The organism is Streptomyces olindensis (assembly GCF_040645895.1).
Classification (GTDB): Bacteria; Actinomycetota; Actinomycetes; order Streptomycetales; family Streptomycetaceae; genus Streptomyces; species Streptomyces olindensis.
Genome location: NZ_JBEYZD010000009.1, coordinates 84,048 through 105,463 on the forward strand (window position 1 = coordinate 84,048; position 21,416 = coordinate 105,463).

The following is a 21,416-nucleotide window of genomic DNA, read 5'->3' on the forward strand; positions in this document are numbered from 1 at the left end:
CTTCGCGCCTATTCGCGGCGCATGGTCTGCGGGACCACGCCCCAGTCGGGGCCCGTGGGGCCTTCGGAGTCGCCGCCGCCTTCCGTGGTGCCGCCGTCGCTCGTGCCGCCGTCGGTCGTGCCCCCGTCGGTGGCGGTGCCGCCATCGCCGGTGCCGCCGTCGCCGGTGCCGCCGTCCGCGGTGCCGCCGCCGGTCGGGGACTCGCCGCCGGTGCCGCCGTCGGTCTGCCCCGCGGTCTGTCCGGCGGGCGCGCTCGGGGTCTCGCCGGGCGTCGCGGTGCCGGTGTCCTGGTCGTCGCCCCCGGTGGTGCCGCCGTCGGTGGTGCCGGTGGTGGGGTCGGCCGGGGCCTCGGTGCCGGGGGCCTGCGAGACGTCGGAGCCCGGCTGGAGCCTCAGGTCGAAGTCCTTGACCGGCTTGCCCTTGAGGGCGTCGCGGGTGAACTGCGCCCAGATCTCCGCGGGCGGTCCGCCGCCGTTGATGCGCGGCAGGCCCAGGGCGTTGTACAGCGGCTTCTGGGCGGCGGTGACGGGGTCCTGGCCCATGACGGCGACGACCGTGGCGAGCTCGGGCGTGTAGCCGGCGAACCAGGCCGCCTTGTCCTCCTCGGCGGTGCCGGTCTTGCCGGCGGCGGGGCGGCCCGCGGCCTGGGCGGCGGCGGCCGTGCCGTTCTGGACGACGCTCTGCAGGACCGAGGTGGTGGTGTCGGCGGCCTCGCGGCTCACCGCCTGCCGGGTGCGCCGCTCGGGCAGCTCGATCGGGGTGCCCTCCTTGGCGACCTTCTCGACCATCGTGTACGTGCCGTGCCGGCCGTGGTTGGCGAGCGTGGCGTACGCCTCCGCCATGTCCAGGACGCTGGCGGTGGCCGTGCCGAGGGCGATGGCGGGGCCGTCGGCGAGGTCGGGGGTGGCCTCGGGGATGCCGAGGTCGATGGCGGTCTGCTTGACCTTCTGGGGGCCGACGTCGGCGGCCATCTGGGCGTAGACCGAGTTCACGGACTTGTCGGTGGCCTCGTTGACGGTGATGTCGCCGTAGGAGACCTGGTCCTCGTTCTCGGGGGCGTAAGGGTCGCCGGTCCAGCCCTGGACGGGGCGCTTGTTGGTGCCGTCGTAGATCGTGTTCGGGGTGATGACGCGGCCGTCCTGCGTCTCGGAGTGGTTCTCGACGGCCGCGGTGAACACGAACGGCTTGAAGGTGGAGCCGACCTGGAAGTCCCTGCGGGTGGCGTTCGGGGTGTACTGCTTGACGTAGTCGATGCCGTTGTACATCGCGACGACCTTGCCGGTCTTCGGGTCGACGGCGGCGCCGCCCGCGCGGACATAGCGGTCGACCTTGTTGTTCTTCTTGTCGAGCTTGTCCATCAGCTTGTCGTTGACGGCCTTCACGAAGGCGTCCTGCTTGGGCTTCTGCAGGGTCGTCGTGATGCGGTAGCCGCCGGCGTCGAGCTGGCTCTCGTCGACGATCTTGTTCTGGACCAGGTAGTCCTTGACGGTCCGGACGATGTAGCCGCGCTGGCCGGACATGCCGGTGGAGAGGGTCGACTCCTTGGGCACCGGGAACTTCATCCCGGCCCGCTCCGACTCGCTGAGCCAGCCCTTCTTGACCATGCCGTCCAGGACGTAGTTCCAGCGGGACTCGGCGGCCCTGCGGTTCTCGGGGTGGGCGACGACGTCGTACTGGCTGGGCGCGTTGACCAGCGCGGCGAGGTAGGCGGCGCGGGCCGGGTCGAGGTCCTTGGCGTCCATGCCGTAGTAGGCCTGGGCGGCGGCCTGGATGCCGTAGGCGTTGCGGCCGAAGAAGCTGGTGTTGAGGTAGCCCTCGAGGATCTGGTCCTTGCTCTTCTCGCGGTCCAGCTTGATCGCGATGAAGAACTCCTTGGCCTTGCGCGTGACGGTCTGCTCCTGGCGCAGGTAGTAGTTCTTCACGTACTGCTGCGTGATCGTGGAGCCGGACTGCTTGCCCTTGCCGAGGGCGGTGTTCCAGGCGGCGCGGACCATGGCCTTGGGGTCGACGGCGGACTCCGTGTAGAAGTCGCGGTCCTCGGCGGCCAGGATGGCGTGCTGGGCGTCCTTGGAGATCTGCGCGAGGGTGACGTTCTCCCGGTTGACCTCGCCGTCGCGGGCGATCACGGAGCCGTCCGCGTACAGGTAGACGTTGGCCTGCTGGGTGGCGAGCGCGTTGGCGGGCGGGATCTTCACCAGCGAGTAGCCGAGGAAGAAGCCGCCGACCAGCAGGATGACGACGATGATGAAGCCGCCCAGCGTCATGCGCCAGGTCGGGATCATCCGGCGCCAGCCGGTCCGCTTCGGTTTCCCGGCCGCCTGGCCCTGAGGCGCGCCGGGGTCGCCGTCCGCCTGCGGCTCTCTCGGTGCCCAGCCCGGGTTCGGCTGCTGAGGCTCGTCACTCATGTCGTGCACGGACTCCGTTTCGCGTCGTACGTCGTTCCCGTACGTCTCTGCTCGCTCTTGCGCCCCTGTGATGAAGACTGTCCCATCCGGCGATCAGTTCCCTGATCGAGGGCTTCGCCGTGCCGGTCGTGCAGCCACGCCTGTTCGAGGTGTGTTCCCGCTTGCGCGATTTCCCCCGATGGGGGGACACGACCGAGATGCGACTGCTCGCACGCTCCGCCCTGGCCGGCACCGCCGCCCCGCTGCTCGCCCTGGCCACGGGCGCCTCGGCCCACGCGGACGTCACGGATCGTACCGTCTGGTCCGGTACGGACTTCCCCCGCGCCGCCCCCAGAGCATCTAAAACCCCTGGCACGGCTGATCGTCGGCCCATTAGGCTCCTGCGCTTCGGTGCCGGTGGCGAGGAGGGCGGTGGATGTGGGCTCGGGACGGTTGTACGCGGCCGTCGCGGCGGGCGGCTTCAGGCGGTACGCGACCTATCGGGCGGCCATGCTGGCCGGGATCTTCACCAACACCGTCTTCGGCCTGATCCTGGTCTACACGTATCTCGCGCTGTGGGACGAGAGACCCCACCTCGGGGGGTACGACCAGGCGCAGGCCATCACCTATGTGTGGATCGGCCAGGCGCTGTTCAAGACGCTCGGCATCAGCGGCGGCGGCTTCGAGGACGAGCTGATGGAGCGCATCCGGACGGGGGACGTCGCGGTCGACCTGTACCGGCCCGCCGACCTCCAGCTGTGGTGGATGGCGGCCGACGGGGGCCGGGCCCTGTTCGAGCTGTTCGCGCGCGGGGTGCCGCCCTTCGTCATCGGGGCGCTGCTCTTCCCGCTGGCGCTGCCCGGGGACGTGGCGGCCTGGGCGGCGTTCCTGGTGGCGGTGGCGCTGGCCTGGGTGGTCGGGTTCGCCATCCGGTACCTGGTGGCGCTGTCGGCGTTCTGGCTGATCGACGGCACCGGGGTGGTGCAGATGTCGTGGTTCGTCGGGTGGTTCGCCTCGGGGATGATGCTGCCGCTGAACGTCTTCCCGGGCGTGTTCGGCGACGTCGTGCGGATGCTGCCCTGGTCGTCGGTCCTCCAGGCGCCGGCCGACGTCCTGCTCGGCGAGGCCGATCCGCTCGGCACGTACGCCTTCCAGGCGGCCTGGGCGGTGGCGCTGCTGGCGGCGGGGCGGCTGCTGCAGTCGATGGCGACGCGGCGGGTGGTGGTCCAGGGTGGCTGACACGGTGCACGAGAGTGCGGTGCGGGAGAGCGCGGCGCCCGGCGTGCCCGGCCGGGTGCGGGAGGGGCTGCGCGCCTACGGGCTGATCGCCGCGATGTGGATCCGCTCCACGATGGCCTACCGCGCCTCCTTCGCCCTGACGACGTTCACCAACTTCGCGGTGACGGGGCTGGACTTCGTCGCGATCCTGCTGATGTTCTCCAGCGTCGACGCGCTCGGCGGCTTCTCCCTGCCCGAGATCGCCTTCCTGTACGGCCTGTCCAGCCTGGCCTTCGGGCTCGCCGACCTGCTGATCGGGTCGATGGAGCGGCTGGGGCGCCGGGTGCGCGACGGCACGCTGGACACGCTGCTGGTGCGGCCCGCGCCGGTGCTGGCGCAGGTGGCCGCCGACCGTTTCGCCCTGCGCCGCCTGGGCCGGGTCACCCAGGGCGCGCTGGTGGTGGGCTACGCGCTGACCGCGCTGGACATCGACTGGACGTTGCCGAAGCTGCTGCTGATGCCGGTGATGGTGGTCAGCGGCGGGGCGATCTTCTGCTCGGTGTTCGTGGCGGGCGCGGCCTTCCAGTTCGTCGCGCAGGACGCCTCGGAGGTGCAGAACGCGTTCACGTACGGCGGGGCGACGCTGTTGCAGTACCCGCCGGTGCTGTTCGCGCAGGAGCTGGTGCGCGGGGTGACCTTCGTGCTGCCGCTGGCCTTCGTCAACTGGCTGCCCGCGTCGTATGTGCTGGGGCGGCCGTATCCGCTGGACCTGCCGCAGTGGGTGGCGTTCGCGTCGCCGCTGGTGGCGGTGGTGTGCTGCGCGCTGGCCGGGGTCGCCTGGCGGGTGGGGCTTCGTTCGTACCGGAGTACTGGGAGTTGAGTTGACCGGTTCCGAGAGCGGGTTCATCGAACTCGACGGTGTCGAGAAGGTCTTCGACGTACGCAAGAAGACCGGCTTCATGAAACGGGAACGGCGACAGGTCCGGGCCGTCGACTCGATCTCCTTCCGCGTGGCACGCGGCGAGATGGTCGGGTACATCGGCCCGAACGGCGCCGGCAAGTCGACCACCATCAAGATGCTGACCGGCATCCTCACACCGAGCGCGGGCCGGCTCCGGGTGGCCGGCATCGACCCGTCCCGTGAGCGGACGCGTCTCGCGCACCGCATCGGGGTGGTGTTCGGGCAGCGCACGACACTGTGGTGGGACCTGCCGCTGGTCGACTCCTACCGGCTGATGCACCGCATGTACCGGATCCCGGACGCCCGTTACCGCGAGAACCTCGACCGGCTGGTCGAACTCCTCGACCTGGGCGACCTGCTGGACGTGCCGGTGCGGCAGCTCTCGCTCGGGCAGCGGATGCGCGGCGACATCGCGGCGGCGCTGCTGCACGACCCGGAGGTGCTGTACCTCGACGAGCCGACCATCGGGCTCGACGTCGTGTCCAAGGCCAGGGTGCGGGAGTTCCTGCGGGAGTTGAACGCCGAGCGCGGCACGACGGTGCTGCTGACCACGCACGACCTCCAGGACATCGAGCAGTTGTGCTCGCGGGTGATGGTCATCGACCACGGACGGCTCATGTACGACGGGCCGCTCGCCGGGCTGCACGAGGCGGGGGAGAGCGAGCGGACGCTGGTGGTGGACCTGGAGCGCGAACTGCCGCCGATCGAGGCGCCGGCGCCCGCGCGGGTCGTCCGGGTGGACGGTCCGCGGCAGTGGCTGGCGTTCCCGGCCGCGGAGTCGGCGGCTCCGCTGGTGGCGCGGATCGCGGCGGAGTATCCGCTGGTCGACCTGTCGGTGCGGGAGCCGGACATCGAGGCCGTGATCGCCAAGATGCTGCACACATTGGGGGACACCCCCAAACCCCCGCCCGAACAGGCCGAGCGGGCTGTCTCGTAGCCCCCGGCGGGGTGAACTCGTAGGCTGCTGTGTATGACCGACGACGCAGTCCCGGACCTCCGCGCCTCCGACGCCGACCGTGAACGGGTCGCCGGCATCCTGCGGGACGCCCTCGCGGAGGGCCGTCTCGACATGACGGAGTTCGAGGAGCGGCTGGACGCGACGTACCAGGCGCGGACGTACGGCGAGCTGGCGCCGATCACCCGGGACCTGCCGGCCGCGGGCGTCACCGCGCCGGTGGTGTCGCTGAGCAAGGAGCCCGCGACCGGGTCGGACTGGTCCGGGCGGATCGTCGGCGGTGAGGGCTCCTCCACGTGGGCCGTCGCCGTGATGTCCGGCTTCCAGCGCAAGGGGCACTGGACGGTGCCCCGGCGGTTCACCTGCTTCGCCTTCTGGGGCGGCGGGGAGCTCGACCTGCGCGAGGCGAACTTCACGGAGCGCGAGGTCGAGATCAACGCGATCGCGATCATGGGCGGGGTGGACGTCATCGTGCCGCCCGGGGTCGAGGTCGTCGTCCGCGGCATCGGCGTCATGGGCGGCTTCGACCACAGCGAGGAGGGCGTGCCGGGGGAGCCGGGCGCGCCGCGGGTCGTCGTCACCGGCTTCGCGCTGTGGGGCGGCGTCGGCGTCCAGCGGAAGCTGACGCGCGCGGAGAAGCAGCGGGTACGGGAGGAACGGCGGCGGGAGAAGCTGGAGCGGAAGGAAGGGCGGCGGGAGCTGGGTGGCTCCCGCCGGGACTCGCACTGGGAGCACTGAGGCTCGCCTGACGGCAGCCGGAACTACAGCTTCGCCGCCACCGACCCCTTCAGCGACTCCAGGTCGAACGCCTCGGCCATCCGCGCGTACCCCTGGTCACTCGGGTGCAGATGATCCCCCGAGTCGTACACCGGCCGCAGTCGCCGCGGGTCGTACGGATCCCGCAGCGCCTCGTCGAAGTCGACCACCGCGTCGAACACCCGCCCGGCCCGGATCTCGGCGTTGATGGCCTGCCGCACCGCCTCGCGCGCGTCCGTGTAACCCCGGTGCCCGTAGAACGGCATCAGCGTCGCCCCGATCACCTTCAGCCCGCGCGCGTGGGCCTGGTCCACCATCGTGCGCAGGCCGCCGACGATCGCGTCCGGGTCGGCGAGCCGCGGGTTGCGCAGGATGTCGTTGACGCCGAGGTCGATGACGACGACCTTGACGTTCGTCCGCTGCAGCACGTCCCGCGTGAAGCGGTTCAGCCCGCTGGGGTTGTCCGCGGGGCGGCCGAGACCGTCGGTGAGGATCCGGTTCCCGCTGATGCCCTGGTTGACGACGCTGTAGCGGGGCAGGTCCCGTCCGGCCGCGATCTGCGCGCGTAGCCGGTCCGAGAGAACGTCGGTCCACCGGTTGTTGGCGCCCGACGTGGAGGTGATGCCGTCGGTCAGCGAGTCGCCGAGAGCGACCACCGTCCCGTCCGCCTCGTTGCTCAGCACGTCCAGCGCGGTCAGGTAGCGCCAGTACCCGGTCTGCTCGGTGTACGGCGTGCCCGTCACGTCCCGCGCATGGTCGCCCCGGGCGACGTAGGAGGTCTGCCGGGCGCGCGGGTGGTACGTCACCGGGCCGGAGCTGGTCGGCGTGTACGTGGTGATCAGGACGTCCGCGTCGTGCGGGACGACGATGCGCACGGCGTCGCTCATCACCTGCCCGCCGGGCGGGACGACGACCGCCGGGCCGCCGTTGAAGGTCAGCTGCCGCATGGTGTCGGCGAGCGCGGCGGGCGTGCCGCTGCCGGCGGCGACGGCGATCGAGGCCTGCGTGATGTTCAGCGGCGACTGGCCGTAGAGATTGGACAGCGTCACGCGGGCACTCGTACCGCCGACGCTGGTGTGGACGACGTTGCGTACCGAGCGGTCCGCCATGCCGGTCGTCTCCGTGCCGGGCTCGGCGCCGGCCGGGGACGTGGACCAGGTGCCGACCCAGGTGCCGGTGGAGGCCGGGGCGGCGGGGTTGTTCGGGACGCGGCCGTCGGCGAATGCGTTCCGGTTGAGGGTGCCGTCGTCGGATGCCACTCCGACATATATGGCGGTGGAAAGGGCCACGATCGCTGCGACGACGACGGCCAGGAGGGCGTAACCACGACCCCGGGTCATGCTCTTCAGTTCTCCTCGGGCGATGGGAGCCTCAGGCTCCGATCTGATGTTCCCATGATGCGGCATGGGCACGGGGAAGCTGACAGGACCCCGTCGCATTACCCCTCCCGACAGACGCCGGGAACTCCTGTTCCGTTCCAGGAGTCGGTCAGGAAGGGACAATGTGTGCGGGATCACCAAGCGGGTGGAGCGGATGGAACAGACCAAAGTGGAAGAAAAGGGCGGCGTCGCGGGGCAGCATGCCCGCCCCGGAGCCGCCGTGAACCGTGCGATGACGACCTTCAGCCCGGCGGACGAGGAGAAACAGCGCGGCGTCCGCCGGATGAAACTCACCGCCACCGGGCTCCTGCTGTTCGTCGCCGTGGTCTACGTCCTCGCCAAGTGGGCGCAGAACTCGGGCGCCGGCCCCTGGGCGGGCTATGTCGCCGCAGCCGCCGAGGCGGGCATGGTCGGCGCGCTCGCCGACTGGTTCGCCGTCACCGCCCTCTTCCGCCACCCCCTCGGCATCCCCATCCCGCACACGGCGATCATCCCCACCAAGAAGGACCAGCTCGGCGTCTCCCTCGGCGAGTTCGTCGGGGAGAACTTCCTGTCCGAGGACGTCGTACGGCAGCGGCTGCGCGCCGTCGGCATCGGCAGCCGCCTCGGCGCCTGGCTCGCCGTCCCGGAACACGCCGACCGGGTCACGGCCGAGCTGTCCACCGCCCTGCGCGGCGCGCTGACGGTGCTGCGCGACTCCGACGTCCAGGCCGTGGTCGGCGAGGCCATCACCCGCCGCGCCAACGCCCAGGAGATCGGCCCCGGCATCGGCAAGATGCTGGAGAAGGTCGTCGCCGACGGCGGCCACAAGCGGGTCGTCGACCTGATCGTCAACCGCGCCCACGACTGGCTGGTCCTGCACCGCGAGGAGGTCATGGACGCCGTCGAGGGCGGCGCCCCCGGCTGGACGCCGAAGTTCGTCGACCGCAAGGTCGGCGAGCGCGTCTACCGCGAACTGCTGCGCTTCGCCACCGAGATGCGCGACATGCCCGCCCACCCCGCCCGCGGCGCCCTGGACCGCTTCCTCACCGACTTCGCGGGCGACCTCCAGTCCGACACCGACACCCGCGCCCGCGTCGAGCGGCTCAAGGGCGAGGTGCTGGGCCGCGGCGAGGTGCAGGACCTCATCGCCAGCGCCTGGACGGCCGTACGGTCCATGATCGTCGCGGCGGCGGAGGACGAGCGCAGCGAGCTGCGGCTGCGCGTCCGCGCCTCGCTGCTGTCGCTGGGCTCCCGGATGGCGGCCGAGCGCAAGGTGCAGGACAAGGTCGACCGGTGGGTGGAGGACGCGGCCGTGTACGTCGTCACCACCTACCGCAAGGAGATCACCTCCCTGATCACGGACACGGTCGCGAGCTGGGACGCCGAGCACACCACACGCAAGATCGAGGCCAACATCGGCCGCGACCTGCAGTTCATCCGCATCAACGGCACGGTGGTCGGCTCGCTGGCCGGCCTGCTGATCTACACGGTGTCGCACGCGCTGGGGGCGTGAGGGGCCCGGACGTGACGCACGGGTGGCCCGAGGTGCCAGGGCGTAAGCACATCCGCTCAGGGCACTCGACCCGGGTTCTTCTCGATGAGGAGGGAGCCCATGACCACCGCGCAGGCCGAGACCGGCCGAACCGTCACCACCGACATCCCCGCCCGCCTCGACCGCCTCCCGTGGTCGCGCTGGCACTGGACGATCGTCATCGGCCTCGGCACCGTGTGGATCCTCGACGGCCTGGAAGTCACCGTCGTGGGCAACATCGCCAGCCGCCTGTCGGAACCGGGCAGCGGCCTGCCCATCACCTCCGGCGAGGTCACCGGCCTCGCCGCCGCCCTGTACGTGGCGGGAGCCTGCTCGGGCGCGCTGTTCTGGGGCCGCCTGACGGACAAGTGGGGCCGCAAGAAACTCTTCATGATCACCCTGGCGGTCTACCTCGGCGCCACCGCCCTCACCGCGGTCGCCTTCGACACCTGGTGGTTCTTCCTCTTCCGCTTCCTCACCGGCTTCGGCATCGGCGGCGAGTACGCGGCCATCAACTCCGCGATCGACGAACTGATCCCCAAGGAGTACCGCGGCCGCGTCGACCTGATGATCAACGGCAGCTTCTGGCTGGGCGCGGTCTTCGGCTCCCTGCTCTCGATCGTCGCCCTGGACACGGACATCTTCGCGGCGAACGTCGGCTGGCGCCTCACGTTCGCCCTCGGCGCGGTCCTGGCCCTGGTCATCCTCCTGGTCCGCCGGCACGTCCCGGAGAGCCCACGGTGGCTGCTCATCCACGGCCGTGACGGCGAGGCGGAACGCATCGTCTCCGCCATCGAGCGGAAGGTCGAGGAGGAGCGCGGCGAGCCGCTGCCCCGCCCCGACGGCGAGATCACCATCCACCAGCGCCGCAGTGTCTCCTTCCTGGAGATCGGCCGCACCGTCTTCTCCGACTACCGCCGCCGCGCCATACTCGGCTTCTCCCTCTTCATCGGCCAGGCCTTCCTCTACAACGCCATCATTTTCGGCTTCGGCGCGATCCTCACGACGTTCTTCGACGTCCCGAGCGGCAGCACCGGCTACTACTTCGCCGTCATCGCCCTCGGCAACTTCTTCGGCCCGCTGCTCCTGGGCAAGCTCTTCGACACGGTCGGCCGCCGCGTGATGATCTCCGGCACCTACCTGCTCTCGGGCCTGCTCCTCTTCGGCACGGCCTGGCTCTTCGACCAGGGCGCGCTGAGCGCGGGCACGCTGACGACCTGCTGGTGCGCGGTGCTGTTCTTCGCCTCGGCCGGCGCGTCCAGCGCCTACCTGACCGTCTCCGAGGTGTTCCCGATGGAGACCCGCGCCATGTCCATCGCCTTCTTCTACGCCATCGGCACGGCGGCCGGCGGCATCAGCGGCCCGCTCCTGTTCGCCGACCTCACCGGCACGGGCAAGGTCGGCGACACGGTCCTCGCGTTCCAGATCGGAGCGGCGCTGATGTGCCTGGCGGGCCTGGCGGCAGCGATCCTCGCGGTCCGGGCGGAACGCCGCTCCCTGGAGGACATCGCCGAGCCGCTGACGGCGAAGGCGACGGAGACGGCGAAGGCGACGGAGACGGCGAAGGCGACGGAGACGGCGAAGGCGACGGAACGGTGACGGGCCAGGCGGAGTCGAGGTCGAGGGCGGCGACCAGCTGATCGACCGATCCGTGGCCGCGGGGCGCGGGGCGCGGGCCCGGGCGCTACCCGGCCCCACCCCGCCGCCGCAACAGCAGCAGCCCGCCGGCGACGGCGGTGACGCCCGCGGCGGCGGCCCAGCCCACCACCTCCTCGGACCCGGTGGCGGCCAGGTCGCGGCCAGCGCCGGGCGACGCCGAGGCACTCACTGTTCCCTGTGGCCGGACACCCCCGCCCTCGCCGGCCGCACCCGGCGTCGCGGCCGATCCCTGTTCGGACGGACTCGGCGTCGACGCCGATCCGGCCGTGCCGGGCGTGCCGGGCGTCACCGCCGGATCCGCCGCCCTGTCCCGGGTGAACGCCAGCGTGCCGAAGCCGAGCTGGTCGTAGCCCCCGCTGTTGGGCCCGTAGTCGCCGCCCCCGCCCTCCGGCGCGGCCTTGGCGGCGGCGCGCGTCAGGTACGAGGCCGGCAGCCCCCGCCGCTTGGTGTAGTGGTTGGCGATCATCGCCCAGATCGGCCGGGTCATGGCCGGATCCGCCACCGCCACGTCGGAGGCCGTCTCACTCCCGGACCACCCCCCGATCGCGCCCTTCTTCCGCGTGTTCGCGGTGTACGGCACGTCCGCGCCCAGGCTCCACTTGGCCACGTACTGCGCGCCCTTGAGGAACCGGCTGTCGTCGTAGCCGTACAGGTCGATGCCCTGGTTCCACGCCATCTCGCACACCGTGCCCATCAGGCCGACCCCGAGCAGCGCGTGCCCCTGGTCCCGCCCGGCCTCGACCCACTCGCCGAGCCCGTCCTCGTGCACGACCGGGATCGCGTGCTTGACCGACCCCATGCCGTCTCCGTGCTTGAAGTACTCCACCGCCCGGTCCACGACGGCCCGTTCGTCGCAGAAGATCCCGGTGGCGAGCACGCAGGCGATCGCCGTCAGGTCCCAGTTGGGCCAGTAGTTGGTGACGACGGCGTTGTTGTGCCGGGTCAGGAAGTCGTCGCTGAGCGGGTGGAAGACGTCCAGCAGCAGCTCCCGCGCCCGCCCGAGCTCGAAGTCCCCGTGATCCCGGACGAGTTCCGCGGCGTTGGCGAACTGATAGCCGTACAGCCCCGCCGCCAGGAACCGGTCCGCGCTGCCCTCCAGCGCGGTCAGCTTCCCCGACCAGGCGTTGAGGATCGCCACGGCGGTGTCGGCGTGCGCCTCCTCGCCGCTGACGTGGTAGCGCAGGGCGTTCTGGTAGGCGGCGTGGATGTCGTTGTAGAGGATCCGGTAGTTCTCCGGCGTACCCGACCCCCGGTACACGGTCGCCTGGGGATTCGCCCGCCAGCCGCTCTGCGCGTGCCGGTTGGCGGTGAGCTTGGCGAACCCGGCCGTGTAGGGTCTCGCGCCCGCGGTCACCTTGGCGGCCATACGGTCCAGATCGGTACGGGTGTGCAGCAGGCCGGGGTGGGCGAAGGGGCCGTCGGCAGTGGTGGCGGCAGCGGCGGCGGGCAGGGCAGTGCCCACACCGGCTCCGATCCCGACGGCTCCGGCTCCGGCTGCCGCGCCCGCGGCCTTCAGCATGCTCCGGCGGCTGATCTGTCGTGTCACGTCGTCGTACCTCGGCGTCGTAGGTCGCGTACCTGCGGGGGACGGTGAGGAGACGTCCGGCGGTGAAGGCGATAACAAAAACTGGGTTATAGTTGATCTGCATCCGGCCGCCGGAACTCCGGCAGACGGACAGTGCGTTGGTGGTCCAAGGAAAGACGCCCCACTTCCTGTGGGGAGATGCAGGTGCAAGGCCTGCCCGGCGCTCCAACAAGAACCCGGTCCTGGGTAACAGGGCCGGGTTCTTTGCTGTGTGGTGGGTGCGGGGTGCTGGTTGTGTTGTTGGGCCGTCAGCTGAGCGCGCCGTCAGCTGACGGGGGGTCTGCCTCAGGGAGCCGTCGGGCTCTCAGCCGCGCCGATCCGCCACCACCCACGACGCCAGCCCCACAGCCCCGGCCACCCCGAACACGGCAGGCCACGCCCCGACCTTCTTCGCCAGCGGATGGGACCCGGCGAAGGCGGCGACGTACGCGGCCGACAACGCCCCCGCGGCCACCCCGCCCGCCTGCTGCCGCCACTGCCGCGCGGCAGCCGCCCCGGCGACGGCGAGCACGACCCCGCCGAGCTGCCGCTTCCTGCTCCAGCGGGCCACGCCGTACCCGCCCACGAGACCGCTCGCGGCGACCACCGCGCTGGGAACCCTCGCCATGTCTGCCTCCTGCTCCTGTACCCGCGCTCGCGAGACCCCGAGGCTAACGCCCCAGGTGACAGCCGCACGCGCCGGGGCACCTCGAAGATCACGGCTTAAGGTGAGTCGAGGGTTGTCAAGTTTCCTCCTCCGAGCTATATAAGAAGACGCAGAACGTAGGGCATCGCACAGGCAGCGCCTGAAGAGAGGAGTGACCAGTGATGCTCATGCGCACGGACCCCTTCCGTGAACTCGACCGACTCACCCAGCAGGTCTTCGGCCCCACCGCCCGCCCGTCGGCGATGGCGATGGACGCCTACCGCTCCGGGGACGACTTCCTCGTCCACTTCGACCTCCCCGGCATCGACCCCGAGTCGATCGAGCTGGATGTCGAGCGCAACGTCCTGAACGTGCGAGCGGAGCGCAGGTCTCCCGCCCCCGGGGACGCGGAGATGCTGGTCGCCGAGCGTCCCACCGGCACCTTCACGCGCCAGCTCTTCCTCGGCGACACGCTGGACACGGAACGCATCGACGCCTCGTACGAGGCGGGCGTCCTGACCCTGCGCATCCCCGTGGCCGAGCAGGCCAAGCCCCGCCGCATCCAGATCACCGGCGGCGACAGCCGCAAGCAGATCAGCGGCTGACACCGGTACGTCAGCGGCTGACCGCGGCCGCGCCCCCTACCCACGCACCCAGAGGGCTGTCCCGAGGACGTCCCCCCCGGGACAGCCCCGCACCCCCACCCCACCCCGCGCCGCCGGCGTCGGAGCCCGGCGGCACGGGGCAGGACAGGATCCGGAGGAAGACCCGCACATGAGCGCGACGACGGTGCCCAGTGTGACGACCGTGCCCCCTGCGACGACGGCACTCACGCCCCCGTCCCCGACGACCCTGATCCCCGCACCGCCGCACCACCCCCGGGGCGGCGACGACGCCTGGACGGAACTGGTCGAGGCCGTGCGGGAGTCGGGCCAGTACACCACCAGGTCGGAGGCGGAGCGGGTCACCCGTATCGTCCTGTCAGCCCTCGGCGGCCACGTGATCGGCGACGAACGGGTCGACCTCGCCCGCGCCCTGCCCGAGGAGGCCGCGAGGGTGGTCGCCGCCCAGATCCCGGTGACGCGCCGGCTCACCGCAGCGGAGTTCGTCGAATCGGTCGCGGCCCGCATCGAGGGAGCCACCCCCGCCACGGCCCGCTGGGACGTCAGCTCGGTCCTGAGCGTCCTGCCGCGCCTGACCGGCGACGACCTGGTGACCCGCATCCTCGCCCAACTCCCGCCGGGCTACGCCCTCCTGTTCGGCCGAGCGGACCTGAGCCCGGCATCGTAGGCTCCTGCCCCACAGGCACGACGGCCACCGCGACGGTACTCGCGGCAGTCACCACAGGGGCCACCCGCGACGGTCATCGCCGACAGCCCGGCGTTGGCCGTCGTGCGGGGGAGAGCTGGCCCAGCCGACCGGGCCGCCGAAGACACCAGGGGGCTCCTTGACCACCGCCCGCAGCACGTCCTCCGGAACGTCATCCGGAACCCTCACGACCCCGGACGGCACGACCCTCGCCTACCAGGACCACCGCCCCACCACGGAACCCCCGGCCACGTTCCTCCTCCTCCACGGCCTGGCAGGCCACCAGGGCGAGTGGGACGACCTCGCCGCGCGACTGTCAGCCGACGGCCACCGCGTGGTGACGTACGACGCCCGAGGCCACGGCGCCAGCACACGCACGCCACCGACCACGACCCGCGCGGCCCACGTCCAGGACGCCGTCACCCTGATCGAGGAACTGGCACTGGCCCCCGTGACCCTGGTGGGCCAGTCCCTGGGCGGTCACTCGGCGATGCTGCTGGCCGCGTCCCACCCCCACCTGGTGACGTCCCTGATCCTGGTCGAGGCGGGCCCGGGCGGCCCGGCCCCGGACCTCCCCGCGCAGATCGCCGGCTGGCTGGACAGCTGGCCCACCCCCTTCCCCTCCCTCGATGAGGCGACGACGTTCCTGGGCCACGAGGCCTGGACGAAAACCCTCGAACAACGAGAGGACGGCTGGCACCCGGCCTTCGACCGCACCACGATCATCTCCACGGTCGCCGAACTGGCCACCACCGCCTACTGGCCGGAGTGGTCCCGCATCACCTGCCCGACCCTCCTCATCCAGGGCGAGCACGGCACGATGCCCCCGGAGGAACCGGCCACGATGCTCACCCAGCGCCCGGACACCAAGGTGGTCCGCATCCCCCACGCGGCGCACGACGTCCACCTGGACCAGCCGGACCGCCTCCACGAGGCGATCAGGACCTTCCTCCTTGACCTCAAGTTTGATTGAGGTCCTAGGTTGTTCGCGTCCAGCCGGCCACAGCCGCACGGGAGAGCGAGGACCCATGAACGTCCACGTCGAGGACCTGAAGGACTACCCCCAGGAGGAACTGGCCACCCAGCCCATCGGCGCCTGGACCGGCCAGGCCTACCACCGTGTGGTGGGAGCCCTGCGAGCCCAACTCGCGGTCGAGGACCTCACCCAGCCCCACTGGTGGACCCTCAACCACGCCGCCGGCGCCCCCGGCACCTGGACCCGCACCACCCTCACCGACCGCCTCACCCTCTACGACGACCAGGACACCGACTTCGACGAGGTCTACGACGACCTGATCACCCGGGGCTGGCTCACGGAGGACAAGACAGGCGCCATGACCCTCACCGAGGCCGGCGAGGCGGCCCGCCTGCGCGCCCGCGACCGCAACCTCACGGTCCACCGCCGAACCCACGAGGGCATCACCCCCGCCGACTTCGTCACCACGATCAACGTCCTGCGCCGCATCGTCGCCAACCACGGCGGCAACGGAAACCTCCCCGAGCCCGCGCCACAGCCCCGGCAGCCCGGACGGCCCGGGCAACCCGGTAAATAATTCGACAGCCCTCTGCCTCCCACCCCACCCTGCGGAGCAACACCCGCACAGGAGGCGACACTTGAACCCCACCATCCGCCACATCACCTTCGACTGCACGGGCGAGCCCTACGACCTGGCCCGTTTCTGGAGCGAGTTCCTCGGCCACCCCATCTCCGACGCGGACAAGCCCGGCGACGACGAGGTCCTGATCGAACTCCCCAACAACGCGCCGGGCCTCCTCTTCGTAAGGGTCGAGGAGCCCAAGACCAGCAAGAACCGCCTCCACTTCGACCTGGGCCCCACCACACGCACCCGCTCCCAGGAGGTCGAACGAGCGCTGACCCTGGGCGCCCACATCCTGACGGACCGCACCCTCCCGAACGGCAGGGGTTGGGTGGTGATGGCCGACCCGGAGGGGAACGAGTTCTGTGTGGAGCGGGGGGAACTGGAGCGGGTGGAGGACTGAGCCCGGCCGAGGTGTCAGTCGCTCAGCGGCGCATGGGAGTGCTTCCAGCGGAGGGACGGTTCGTCCCCGATCCAGTAAGCGTGCGCCTCGGGAGTGACCTCCATACGAACGGAGGTGATGTCAGGTTCGCCGGCGTCCCGCCACGCGGCGAGTGCGCCTTCGATGGCATCCCAAATGGCGACCGGTCCCCCCTGCCGGACGTTCCACCCATCCCCGGCAGCGGTGAGCGCGGCGAAGGCTTCCCGGCCGGGGTCGAACAGGTACACCGTCTCTCGGCTGTCGCTGACGGCACGGACGAGTTGCGTACCGGGTGCGGCGAGCTGAGCCAGGAAGGCAGGCATCCAGTCGTTCAGCACGTCGGGGGAAAGGCTGGTCTTGCGCTCGGTGTCTGCGTAGGCAGCACGGGCGGAGAGGTCACCGAAGAGAGGGACGACTGCCTCCGCACGGGCGGGCATGAACGACGTCCGGGCGATGATCCGGCCCACTGCGCTGCCGTCGTCCTTGACTGTGAGTTTCGCCAGGCCAGTGCCGTAGGACCAGGCGCTGGGGCCCACGGTGGCGAGGATGATTCCGCCGGGCTTGGTCTGCCTGACCCAGGCGTACGGAATGCGGCGCAGAGCGCAGGTGGCGATGACCCGGTCATACGGTGCGCGGTGAGGATGCCCGAGGAGGCCGTCTCCTGTGACGGTCCAGGTCGAGTACCCCGCGTCTTCCAGGGCGGCGTCCGCCCGCTCCGATACGGAGTGGTCCACCTCCACGCTGGTGACGTTGTCCTCTCCCAGGCGGTGACACATCAGGCCCGTGGAGTAGCCGGTACCGGTACCGATCTCCAGAACGTTCATGCCATCGTCCACGTCGAGGGATTCGAGCATCTCAACGACGGTGGACGGCACCGTGGAGGATGAGGTGGGAAAGCCGGTCACCGGCCTGACAGTGGTGTCGGCGGTGAGGTGGCCGTCGAGCTGGGTCACCCAGGTTTCGTTCTGATAGACGAGGGTCAGCCGCTCGTCCTCCTGGGTGTCCTGCGTGACGGGGATGTACTGCGTGAGGCCGCCGGGTCCGGGCTCGGCCTTGAAGAACGACGGGAGGAACAGCTCCCGGGGTACGGCTTCGATGGCCTTTCGCCATGCGGGGGTTCTCAAGACACCGCCCTGTTCGAGCTGGTCAGCCAGAGCGCGGCGGAGGCTTGCGGAGTCGGGACGGTTCACGGTGTGGCTCCTTGCTCCAGGAGGTCTGCGAAAGCGGCGGCGATCGGCAACCCGGTCTGGTCTTCGAGCCAACCCCATTGACCGTTCGGGTTCAGCTCCAGCCAGTGCAAGTCACCGTCGCGGGCGATGGCCAGGTCGAAGCTGCCGGAGGCGAGGCCGAAGTGTTCCAGGTGGGCGGTGAGAGCCTTCTCCACGCTGTTGGGCAGGTCTACAGGCGTGTAGGTCAGAGCGCTGTAATCTGCGCGCCAGTCCAACAGGTCGGAATCGATACGGATCGCGAACACCTTGAGCCCGACGATGACCACCCGCAGGTCCGCCACCTTGTTCACGCGTGCCTGGAACAGGTGTGGGACCACGGCCACGCTCTCATCCACCTCTTCGACGGTGACAGGCTCGGTCCAGGTGGTCAGCCCCACGCCGTCGCGGCGCCGGTAGGGAGTCCAGCGCAGCGTCTTGTAGATCACCTGGCCGTGTTCCTTGATGAACGCCCGGATACTGGCCAGGTCGTTGGAGATCAGAGTGGGCGGGACGGTGAGGCCGAGGCGTTCGGCCACGGCCAGTTGCACGGGCTTGTATTCCGCCGTGTAGTTGCTGAGGGGGTGGTTCACGTAGCGGCAGCTTGGCAGTGCATAGAGAGCACCCCCGAGACCATGACGAACCTGGGCAGCGGCGAAGCGGGCGTCGGGAGCGTCCAGGTGCGCGAAGTGAGGCCAGGTCGGGCGGCGCCAATACAACGACCGCACCCCCTCCAGGGTGGTGTCCCTGGAGAGGGTCCGGAGGTGGCCGACGGGGGTGGCCGCCGGGCCGGCGCCGAACCGGGCTGACAGTAAGAGGCGGTCACCGATGTCGGAGGGATCGAACCGCACGACCGGGACACCGCGCTTGTTCAGTTCGGTGATCACCATGTCGGCGGTCACATCGTCCACTTCGGTGACGACCGCGACCGGTCCAGCGTGGTTCATCAGTCCTGCTCGCTGTCCTGGTCGTGGTCGGTGTCGTTGCGGCTGTCCTGGTTCGTGGACTGCGGATGAGTCTCGGTGCCTTTGCTGGTGCCGTGCTTGCCCATCTCCACGATGGCGCCCTGCGCGTCGCGGAAAACGGTGGTCTGGGAGGCCGGGTCGAGTTCGGCGGTGGCGTAGCCGGGCTGGTAGGCACTGGGGTAGGGGCGCATACGGCTGATGCCCCAGGGGATGCGCTCCTGAGCGGTGATCGTGGTCTGCATGCTGTGCCCTCTCTCTTTGGTTTCTGATGTGTGGTCGAGCCCCCGGCAGGAGGCTCACGCCAGGCCCCGACGCTGCTGTTGATGGAGTCGGCCAATGGCGCGGAGCTGGCGTGCCTCACGTTCGGTCCCCGGGCGGAGCCGAATCCAACTCACACGCCAGGACAGGCCCGTGGGCCGGGACACCTCCACCCATCGGCCGTCGACTTCATCGACCCGGGCCACCATGTCCCGGTCCTTGTCCACGACGATCCGGCCAGGGGTCACGTCCTCCGGCCGACCGAATCCGACGACCTTGGTGTCCTCGGCCAGGACGCCCACAGCAAGCGGGAGGACGCTGTTCCGGGGGGTCATCTTGGTTTCCTCCGAGGGGTTGATCGCTGGTGCTCTACGCAACCGCACGAACACGCAGCGCGGTACCGTTGCCGCGACGCCGAAGTATGAAAGCCATGAAAGTTGGCTGCACACGGGGAGTCAGGCCATGGCCGAGCGGAAGCCGAACACCAAGCTGGCTCGCTTAGTCGATGAGACGGGCTGGACCGAGACCCAGTTCGCCAGGGAGGTCAACCGCCTGGGGACGGAGGCGGGTACATCCTTGCGATATGACCAGTCCGCCGTCAGTCACTGGCTTGCCGGGACGATGCCCCAACGCAAGGTCCGCGGGTTCATCGTGGAGGCTCTCTCCCGAAAGCTGGCGCGCCCCGTGACTCATGTGGAGGCAGGCCTTCCAGATCCCGCCCCGGGAACGTCCCCACGCACGGATACCTTGGAAGGGTTGATGGAGCTGGGGAGGCAAGACATGGATCCGTCCCGCCGTGGCGTCATGGGCGCTGCTCTGTTCTCCGTAGCCCTCACGATCCCCGATTGGCCCGACGTACTGGGCCGCATGGAAGCCGTGGAGTCCGGCAAGGCCCGCCGTATCGGGTTTCGGGAAGTGGACGCGGTTATGGCCATGACCGAAAAAATCTCGGAGTTGGACGATCAGTTCGGCGGGCGTCACGCCAGGCCCATGGCGGCCGCGTTCCTGGTCAACACCGTGAGCCCTCACCTCCGTGCGGACGCACCGGAGGACGTACGGAAGGCTCTGCTGTCCGCCACGTCGGATCTCCTGTATCTGACCGGCTTCATGGCCGTGGATGAAGGACTCCACGGCTTGGCCCAGCGGTACTACGTGAAGGCCCTGGAACTGGCCGGGGCCGCCGACGACCACCTGACCTACTGCACCACGTTGCGGGGTATGAGCCTCCAGGCCGTAGACCTCGGCCACCACGCCGAGGCCGTCCGCCTGGCCGACGCCGCGGCAGCGGCATCTCCGGCCGCGGGACCTCGTATGCGGGCGTTCCTGGCCGGGCAACAGGCCCACTCCTACGCGGCCTCAGGAGACCGCCGCACCGCCCTGGTGTTCATCAAGGAGGCGGAGGCTGCCATGGACAAGGCAGAGTCCCGGGCGAAGGCCTTCGGCAGCTACTCGCCGTCGTCCCTCGCTTATCACGTCTCCCAGGTCCGCTACGCCATGGGCGACAAGTCGGGAGCCGTGGAGTCCTTGGTGGAGTCGGACAAGCTACGGGACAGCCACTACCGCCGTAGCAGCGTGCGCTACAACTTCCTCTTGGGAGAACGACAGTTGGAGCTCGGGCGCCTGGAAGAAGCAGTCTCCACCTGGGATCGCGTGCTGGACGACTACCCCTTGGTGCAGTCGGGGAGCGCAGACGAAAAGGTCCGCAACATGAAGGCCCTGATTCGCCCTCACCTCCGTACGCCGGCGGCCCGGAGTCTGTACGAGCGGGCCGTGGCTGTGGCCGTCTGATCGTCACTTTGAGCTGAGGGCCGACTGGGCGCTCTGCTCCGCGGACAAAGCCCGTCAGGATCCGCGGCGGTGCGGTGGCCCTGCGGCAGGCGCCGTGAAGTGAGCCAGGCCCGCCGCCGCTAGCCGGCCTGTCGGTGTGACAATGACCGCTTAGTCCGCAGATGCGTGGGACGCTTCCAGACATGCCGTGAGCTCAAGCAGGCCCTTGACGTGGAAAGTCGGTAATTCTCTGGCCGCGGTGCTGTTCCACTGAATGCTGGCCCAGGGCCCGCGATGCACGAGCGCTGTGTGCATACCCGCCTGCCTAGCTGGCCTGATGTCGTTGTCGTACCGATCACCGACGTAGAGGATCTCGTCCACATCAAAGGGCACATCCTCGGCCACCCGCGTGAAGAACTCGGGGTCCGTCTTGGTGGCACCCCAGTCGTCGGATGTACCGATCATGTCGACGTCGTCGGAGAACAGCGCTCGCAAGATCCTTCCGGCCCGCACGGTCTGGTTACCTGCGATGCCGAGCCACAGCCCGTCGGCCCGGAGCTGTGCCAGCGTCGGCCGGACGTCCTCGTACAGATCCTCTTCCCCAAAGATCTCCGGCTGTCCGGCAGATGCCTGCTTTTCCCGCTCCTCGTCGAGATCGAACCCGGGCCGGAACTCCTGGAACGTCTCCCGGTAGTCACGGCCCTGGGCGATCACGGCGCCGAACATCGCGTTGAACTGTGCCGGGGGACACCTAGCGAGTCGGCCCAAGTCCCGTAATCCGGGTCTCGTCCACTAGGCACTCACCGACATCGAAGACCACTGCGCGAATCATGTTGGAAAGGTAGCTATGGGCTGCCAT

Annotated in this window: 19 protein-coding genes and 1 pseudogene; 12 read left to right on the plus strand and 8 right to left on the minus strand. The window is 70.1% G+C overall.

The genetic code is table 11. The features are described 5' to 3' along the window. Positions 1-8: 8 nt before the first annotated feature. A complete protein-coding gene (locus ABZ948_RS07760; protein WP_359758039.1) occupies positions 9-2,405 on the minus strand; it encodes a transglycosylase domain-containing protein in 2,397 nt (798 codons plus the stop codon). Positions 2,406-2,822: 417 nt separating this feature from the next. Here ABZ948_RS07760 and ABZ948_RS07765 point away from each other — a divergent pair, with 417 nt between their 5' ends. The 4 genes from ABZ948_RS07765 to ABZ948_RS07780 are packed head-to-tail and all read left to right on the plus strand — an operon-like array spanning position 2,823 to position 6,256. Continuing rightward, on the plus strand, positions 2,823-3,623 hold the full coding sequence (locus ABZ948_RS07765; RefSeq protein ID WP_359758112.1) for an ABC transporter permease: 801 nt from the start codon (positions 2,823-2,825) through the stop codon (positions 3,621-3,623). Then, a complete protein-coding gene (locus ABZ948_RS07770; RefSeq protein ID WP_359758040.1) occupies positions 3,616-4,482 on the plus strand; it encodes an ABC transporter permease in 867 nt (288 codons plus the stop codon). The genes ABZ948_RS07765 and ABZ948_RS07770 overlap by 8 nt, the downstream gene beginning before the upstream one ends. Position 4,483: 1 nt before the next feature. Then, entirely contained in the window at positions 4,484-5,500 is a 1,017-nt protein-coding gene (locus ABZ948_RS07775; protein ID WP_359758041.1) for an ABC transporter ATP-binding protein, read from the plus strand. Between the two features lie 33 nt (positions 5,501-5,533). Further along, on the plus strand, positions 5,534-6,256 hold the full coding sequence (locus ABZ948_RS07780) for a DUF1707 SHOCT-like domain-containing protein (protein WP_359758042.1): 723 nt from the start codon (positions 5,534-5,536) through the stop codon (positions 6,254-6,256). A 23-nt stretch (positions 6,257-6,279) separates the two neighbouring features. On the opposite strand, the gene ABZ948_RS07785 is transcribed toward ABZ948_RS07780, so the two are convergent. Continuing rightward, positions 6,280-7,614, minus strand: coding sequence for an SGNH/GDSL hydrolase family protein (locus ABZ948_RS07785; protein WP_359758043.1), 1,335 nt, complete (start codon positions 7,612-7,614; stop codon positions 6,280-6,282). 193 nt (positions 7,615-7,807) lie between these two features. Here ABZ948_RS07785 and ABZ948_RS07790 point away from each other — a divergent pair, with 193 nt between their 5' ends. Both ABZ948_RS07790 and ABZ948_RS07795 read left to right on the plus strand, forming a co-directional pair. Further along, positions 7,808-9,148 carry a DUF445 domain-containing protein gene (locus ABZ948_RS07790; protein ID WP_359758044.1) on the plus strand — a complete coding sequence of 447 codons (1,341 nt, stop codon included), beginning with the start codon at positions 7,808-7,810 and terminating at the stop codon, positions 9,146-9,148. 99 nt (positions 9,149-9,247) lie between these two features. Beyond that, positions 9,248-10,765, plus strand: a complete 1,518-nt coding sequence (locus ABZ948_RS07795) for an MFS transporter (protein WP_359758045.1) — start codon at positions 9,248-9,250, stop codon at positions 10,763-10,765. 85 nt (positions 10,766-10,850) lie between these two features. Here the strand turns inward: ABZ948_RS07795 and ABZ948_RS07800 are convergent, their stop codons facing one another. Together ABZ948_RS07800 and ABZ948_RS07805 are read right to left on the minus strand one after the other, a co-directional pair. Continuing rightward, on the minus strand, positions 10,851-12,344 hold the full coding sequence (locus ABZ948_RS07800; protein ID WP_359758113.1) for an alginate lyase family protein: 1,494 nt from the start codon (positions 12,342-12,344) through the stop codon (positions 10,851-10,853). Positions 12,345-12,714: 370 nt separating this feature from the next. Beyond that, positions 12,715-13,017 (minus strand): hypothetical protein, encoded by a 303-nt coding sequence (locus tag ABZ948_RS07805; RefSeq protein WP_031113249.1) that lies wholly within the window; start codon positions 13,015-13,017, stop codon positions 12,715-12,717. A 200-nt stretch (positions 13,018-13,217) separates the two neighbouring features. Here ABZ948_RS07805 and ABZ948_RS07810 point away from each other — a divergent pair, with 200 nt between their 5' ends. From ABZ948_RS07810 to ABZ948_RS07830, 5 genes are all read left to right on the plus strand, one after another. Continuing rightward, positions 13,218-13,640 carry an Hsp20/alpha crystallin family protein gene (locus tag ABZ948_RS07810; RefSeq protein ID WP_359758046.1) on the plus strand — a complete coding sequence of 141 codons (423 nt, stop codon included), beginning with the start codon at positions 13,218-13,220 and terminating at the stop codon, positions 13,638-13,640. Between the two features lie 169 nt (positions 13,641-13,809). Next, positions 13,810-14,325 carry a DUF2267 domain-containing protein gene (locus ABZ948_RS07815; RefSeq protein ID WP_359758047.1) on the plus strand — a complete coding sequence of 172 codons (516 nt, stop codon included), beginning with the start codon at positions 13,810-13,812 and terminating at the stop codon, positions 14,323-14,325. 157 nt (positions 14,326-14,482) lie between these two features. Next, a complete protein-coding gene (locus ABZ948_RS07820; RefSeq protein ID WP_359758048.1) occupies positions 14,483-15,316 on the plus strand; it encodes an alpha/beta fold hydrolase in 834 nt (277 codons plus the stop codon). A 55-nt stretch (positions 15,317-15,371) separates the two neighbouring features. Further along, positions 15,372-15,896, plus strand: coding sequence for a winged helix DNA-binding protein (locus ABZ948_RS07825; RefSeq protein WP_359758049.1), 525 nt, complete (start codon positions 15,372-15,374; stop codon positions 15,894-15,896). A gap of 61 nt (positions 15,897-15,957) precedes the next feature. Further along, positions 15,958-16,344, plus strand: a complete 387-nt coding sequence (locus tag ABZ948_RS07830) for a VOC family protein (protein ID WP_359758050.1) — start codon at positions 15,958-15,960, stop codon at positions 16,342-16,344. Positions 16,345-16,358: 14 nt separating this feature from the next. Here ABZ948_RS07830 and tgmC read toward each other — a convergent pair whose 3' ends face one another. The 3 genes from tgmC to tgmA are packed head-to-tail and all read right to left on the minus strand — an operon-like array spanning position 16,359 to position 18,774. Beyond that, positions 16,359-17,552 (minus strand): ATP-grasp peptide maturase system methyltransferase, encoded by a 1,194-nt coding sequence (gene tgmC, locus ABZ948_RS07835; RefSeq protein WP_359758051.1) that lies wholly within the window; start codon positions 17,550-17,552, stop codon positions 16,359-16,361. Further along, positions 17,549-18,514 carry an ATP-grasp ribosomal peptide maturase gene (tgmB, locus tag ABZ948_RS07840; RefSeq protein WP_359758052.1) on the minus strand — a complete coding sequence of 322 codons (966 nt, stop codon included), beginning with the start codon at positions 18,512-18,514 and terminating at the stop codon, positions 17,549-17,551. Before tgmB ends, tgmC begins: the two co-directional genes overlap by 4 nt. Then, positions 18,514-18,774, minus strand: a complete 261-nt coding sequence (gene tgmA, locus ABZ948_RS07845) for a putative ATP-grasp-modified RiPP (protein ID WP_359758053.1) — start codon at positions 18,772-18,774, stop codon at positions 18,514-18,516. The genes tgmB and tgmA overlap by 1 nt, the downstream gene beginning before the upstream one ends. A gap of 478 nt (positions 18,775-19,252) precedes the next feature. On the opposite strand from tgmA, the gene ABZ948_RS07850 reads away from it, so the two are divergent. Further along, a complete protein-coding gene (locus ABZ948_RS07850; RefSeq protein WP_359758054.1) occupies positions 19,253-20,578 on the plus strand; it encodes a tetratricopeptide repeat protein in 1,326 nt (441 codons plus the stop codon). Between the two features lie 150 nt (positions 20,579-20,728). Here ABZ948_RS07850 and ABZ948_RS07855 read toward each other — a convergent pair. Next, positions 20,729-21,389, minus strand: a pseudogene (locus ABZ948_RS07855) (HAD family hydrolase). Positions 21,390-21,416 lie beyond the last annotated feature (27 nt).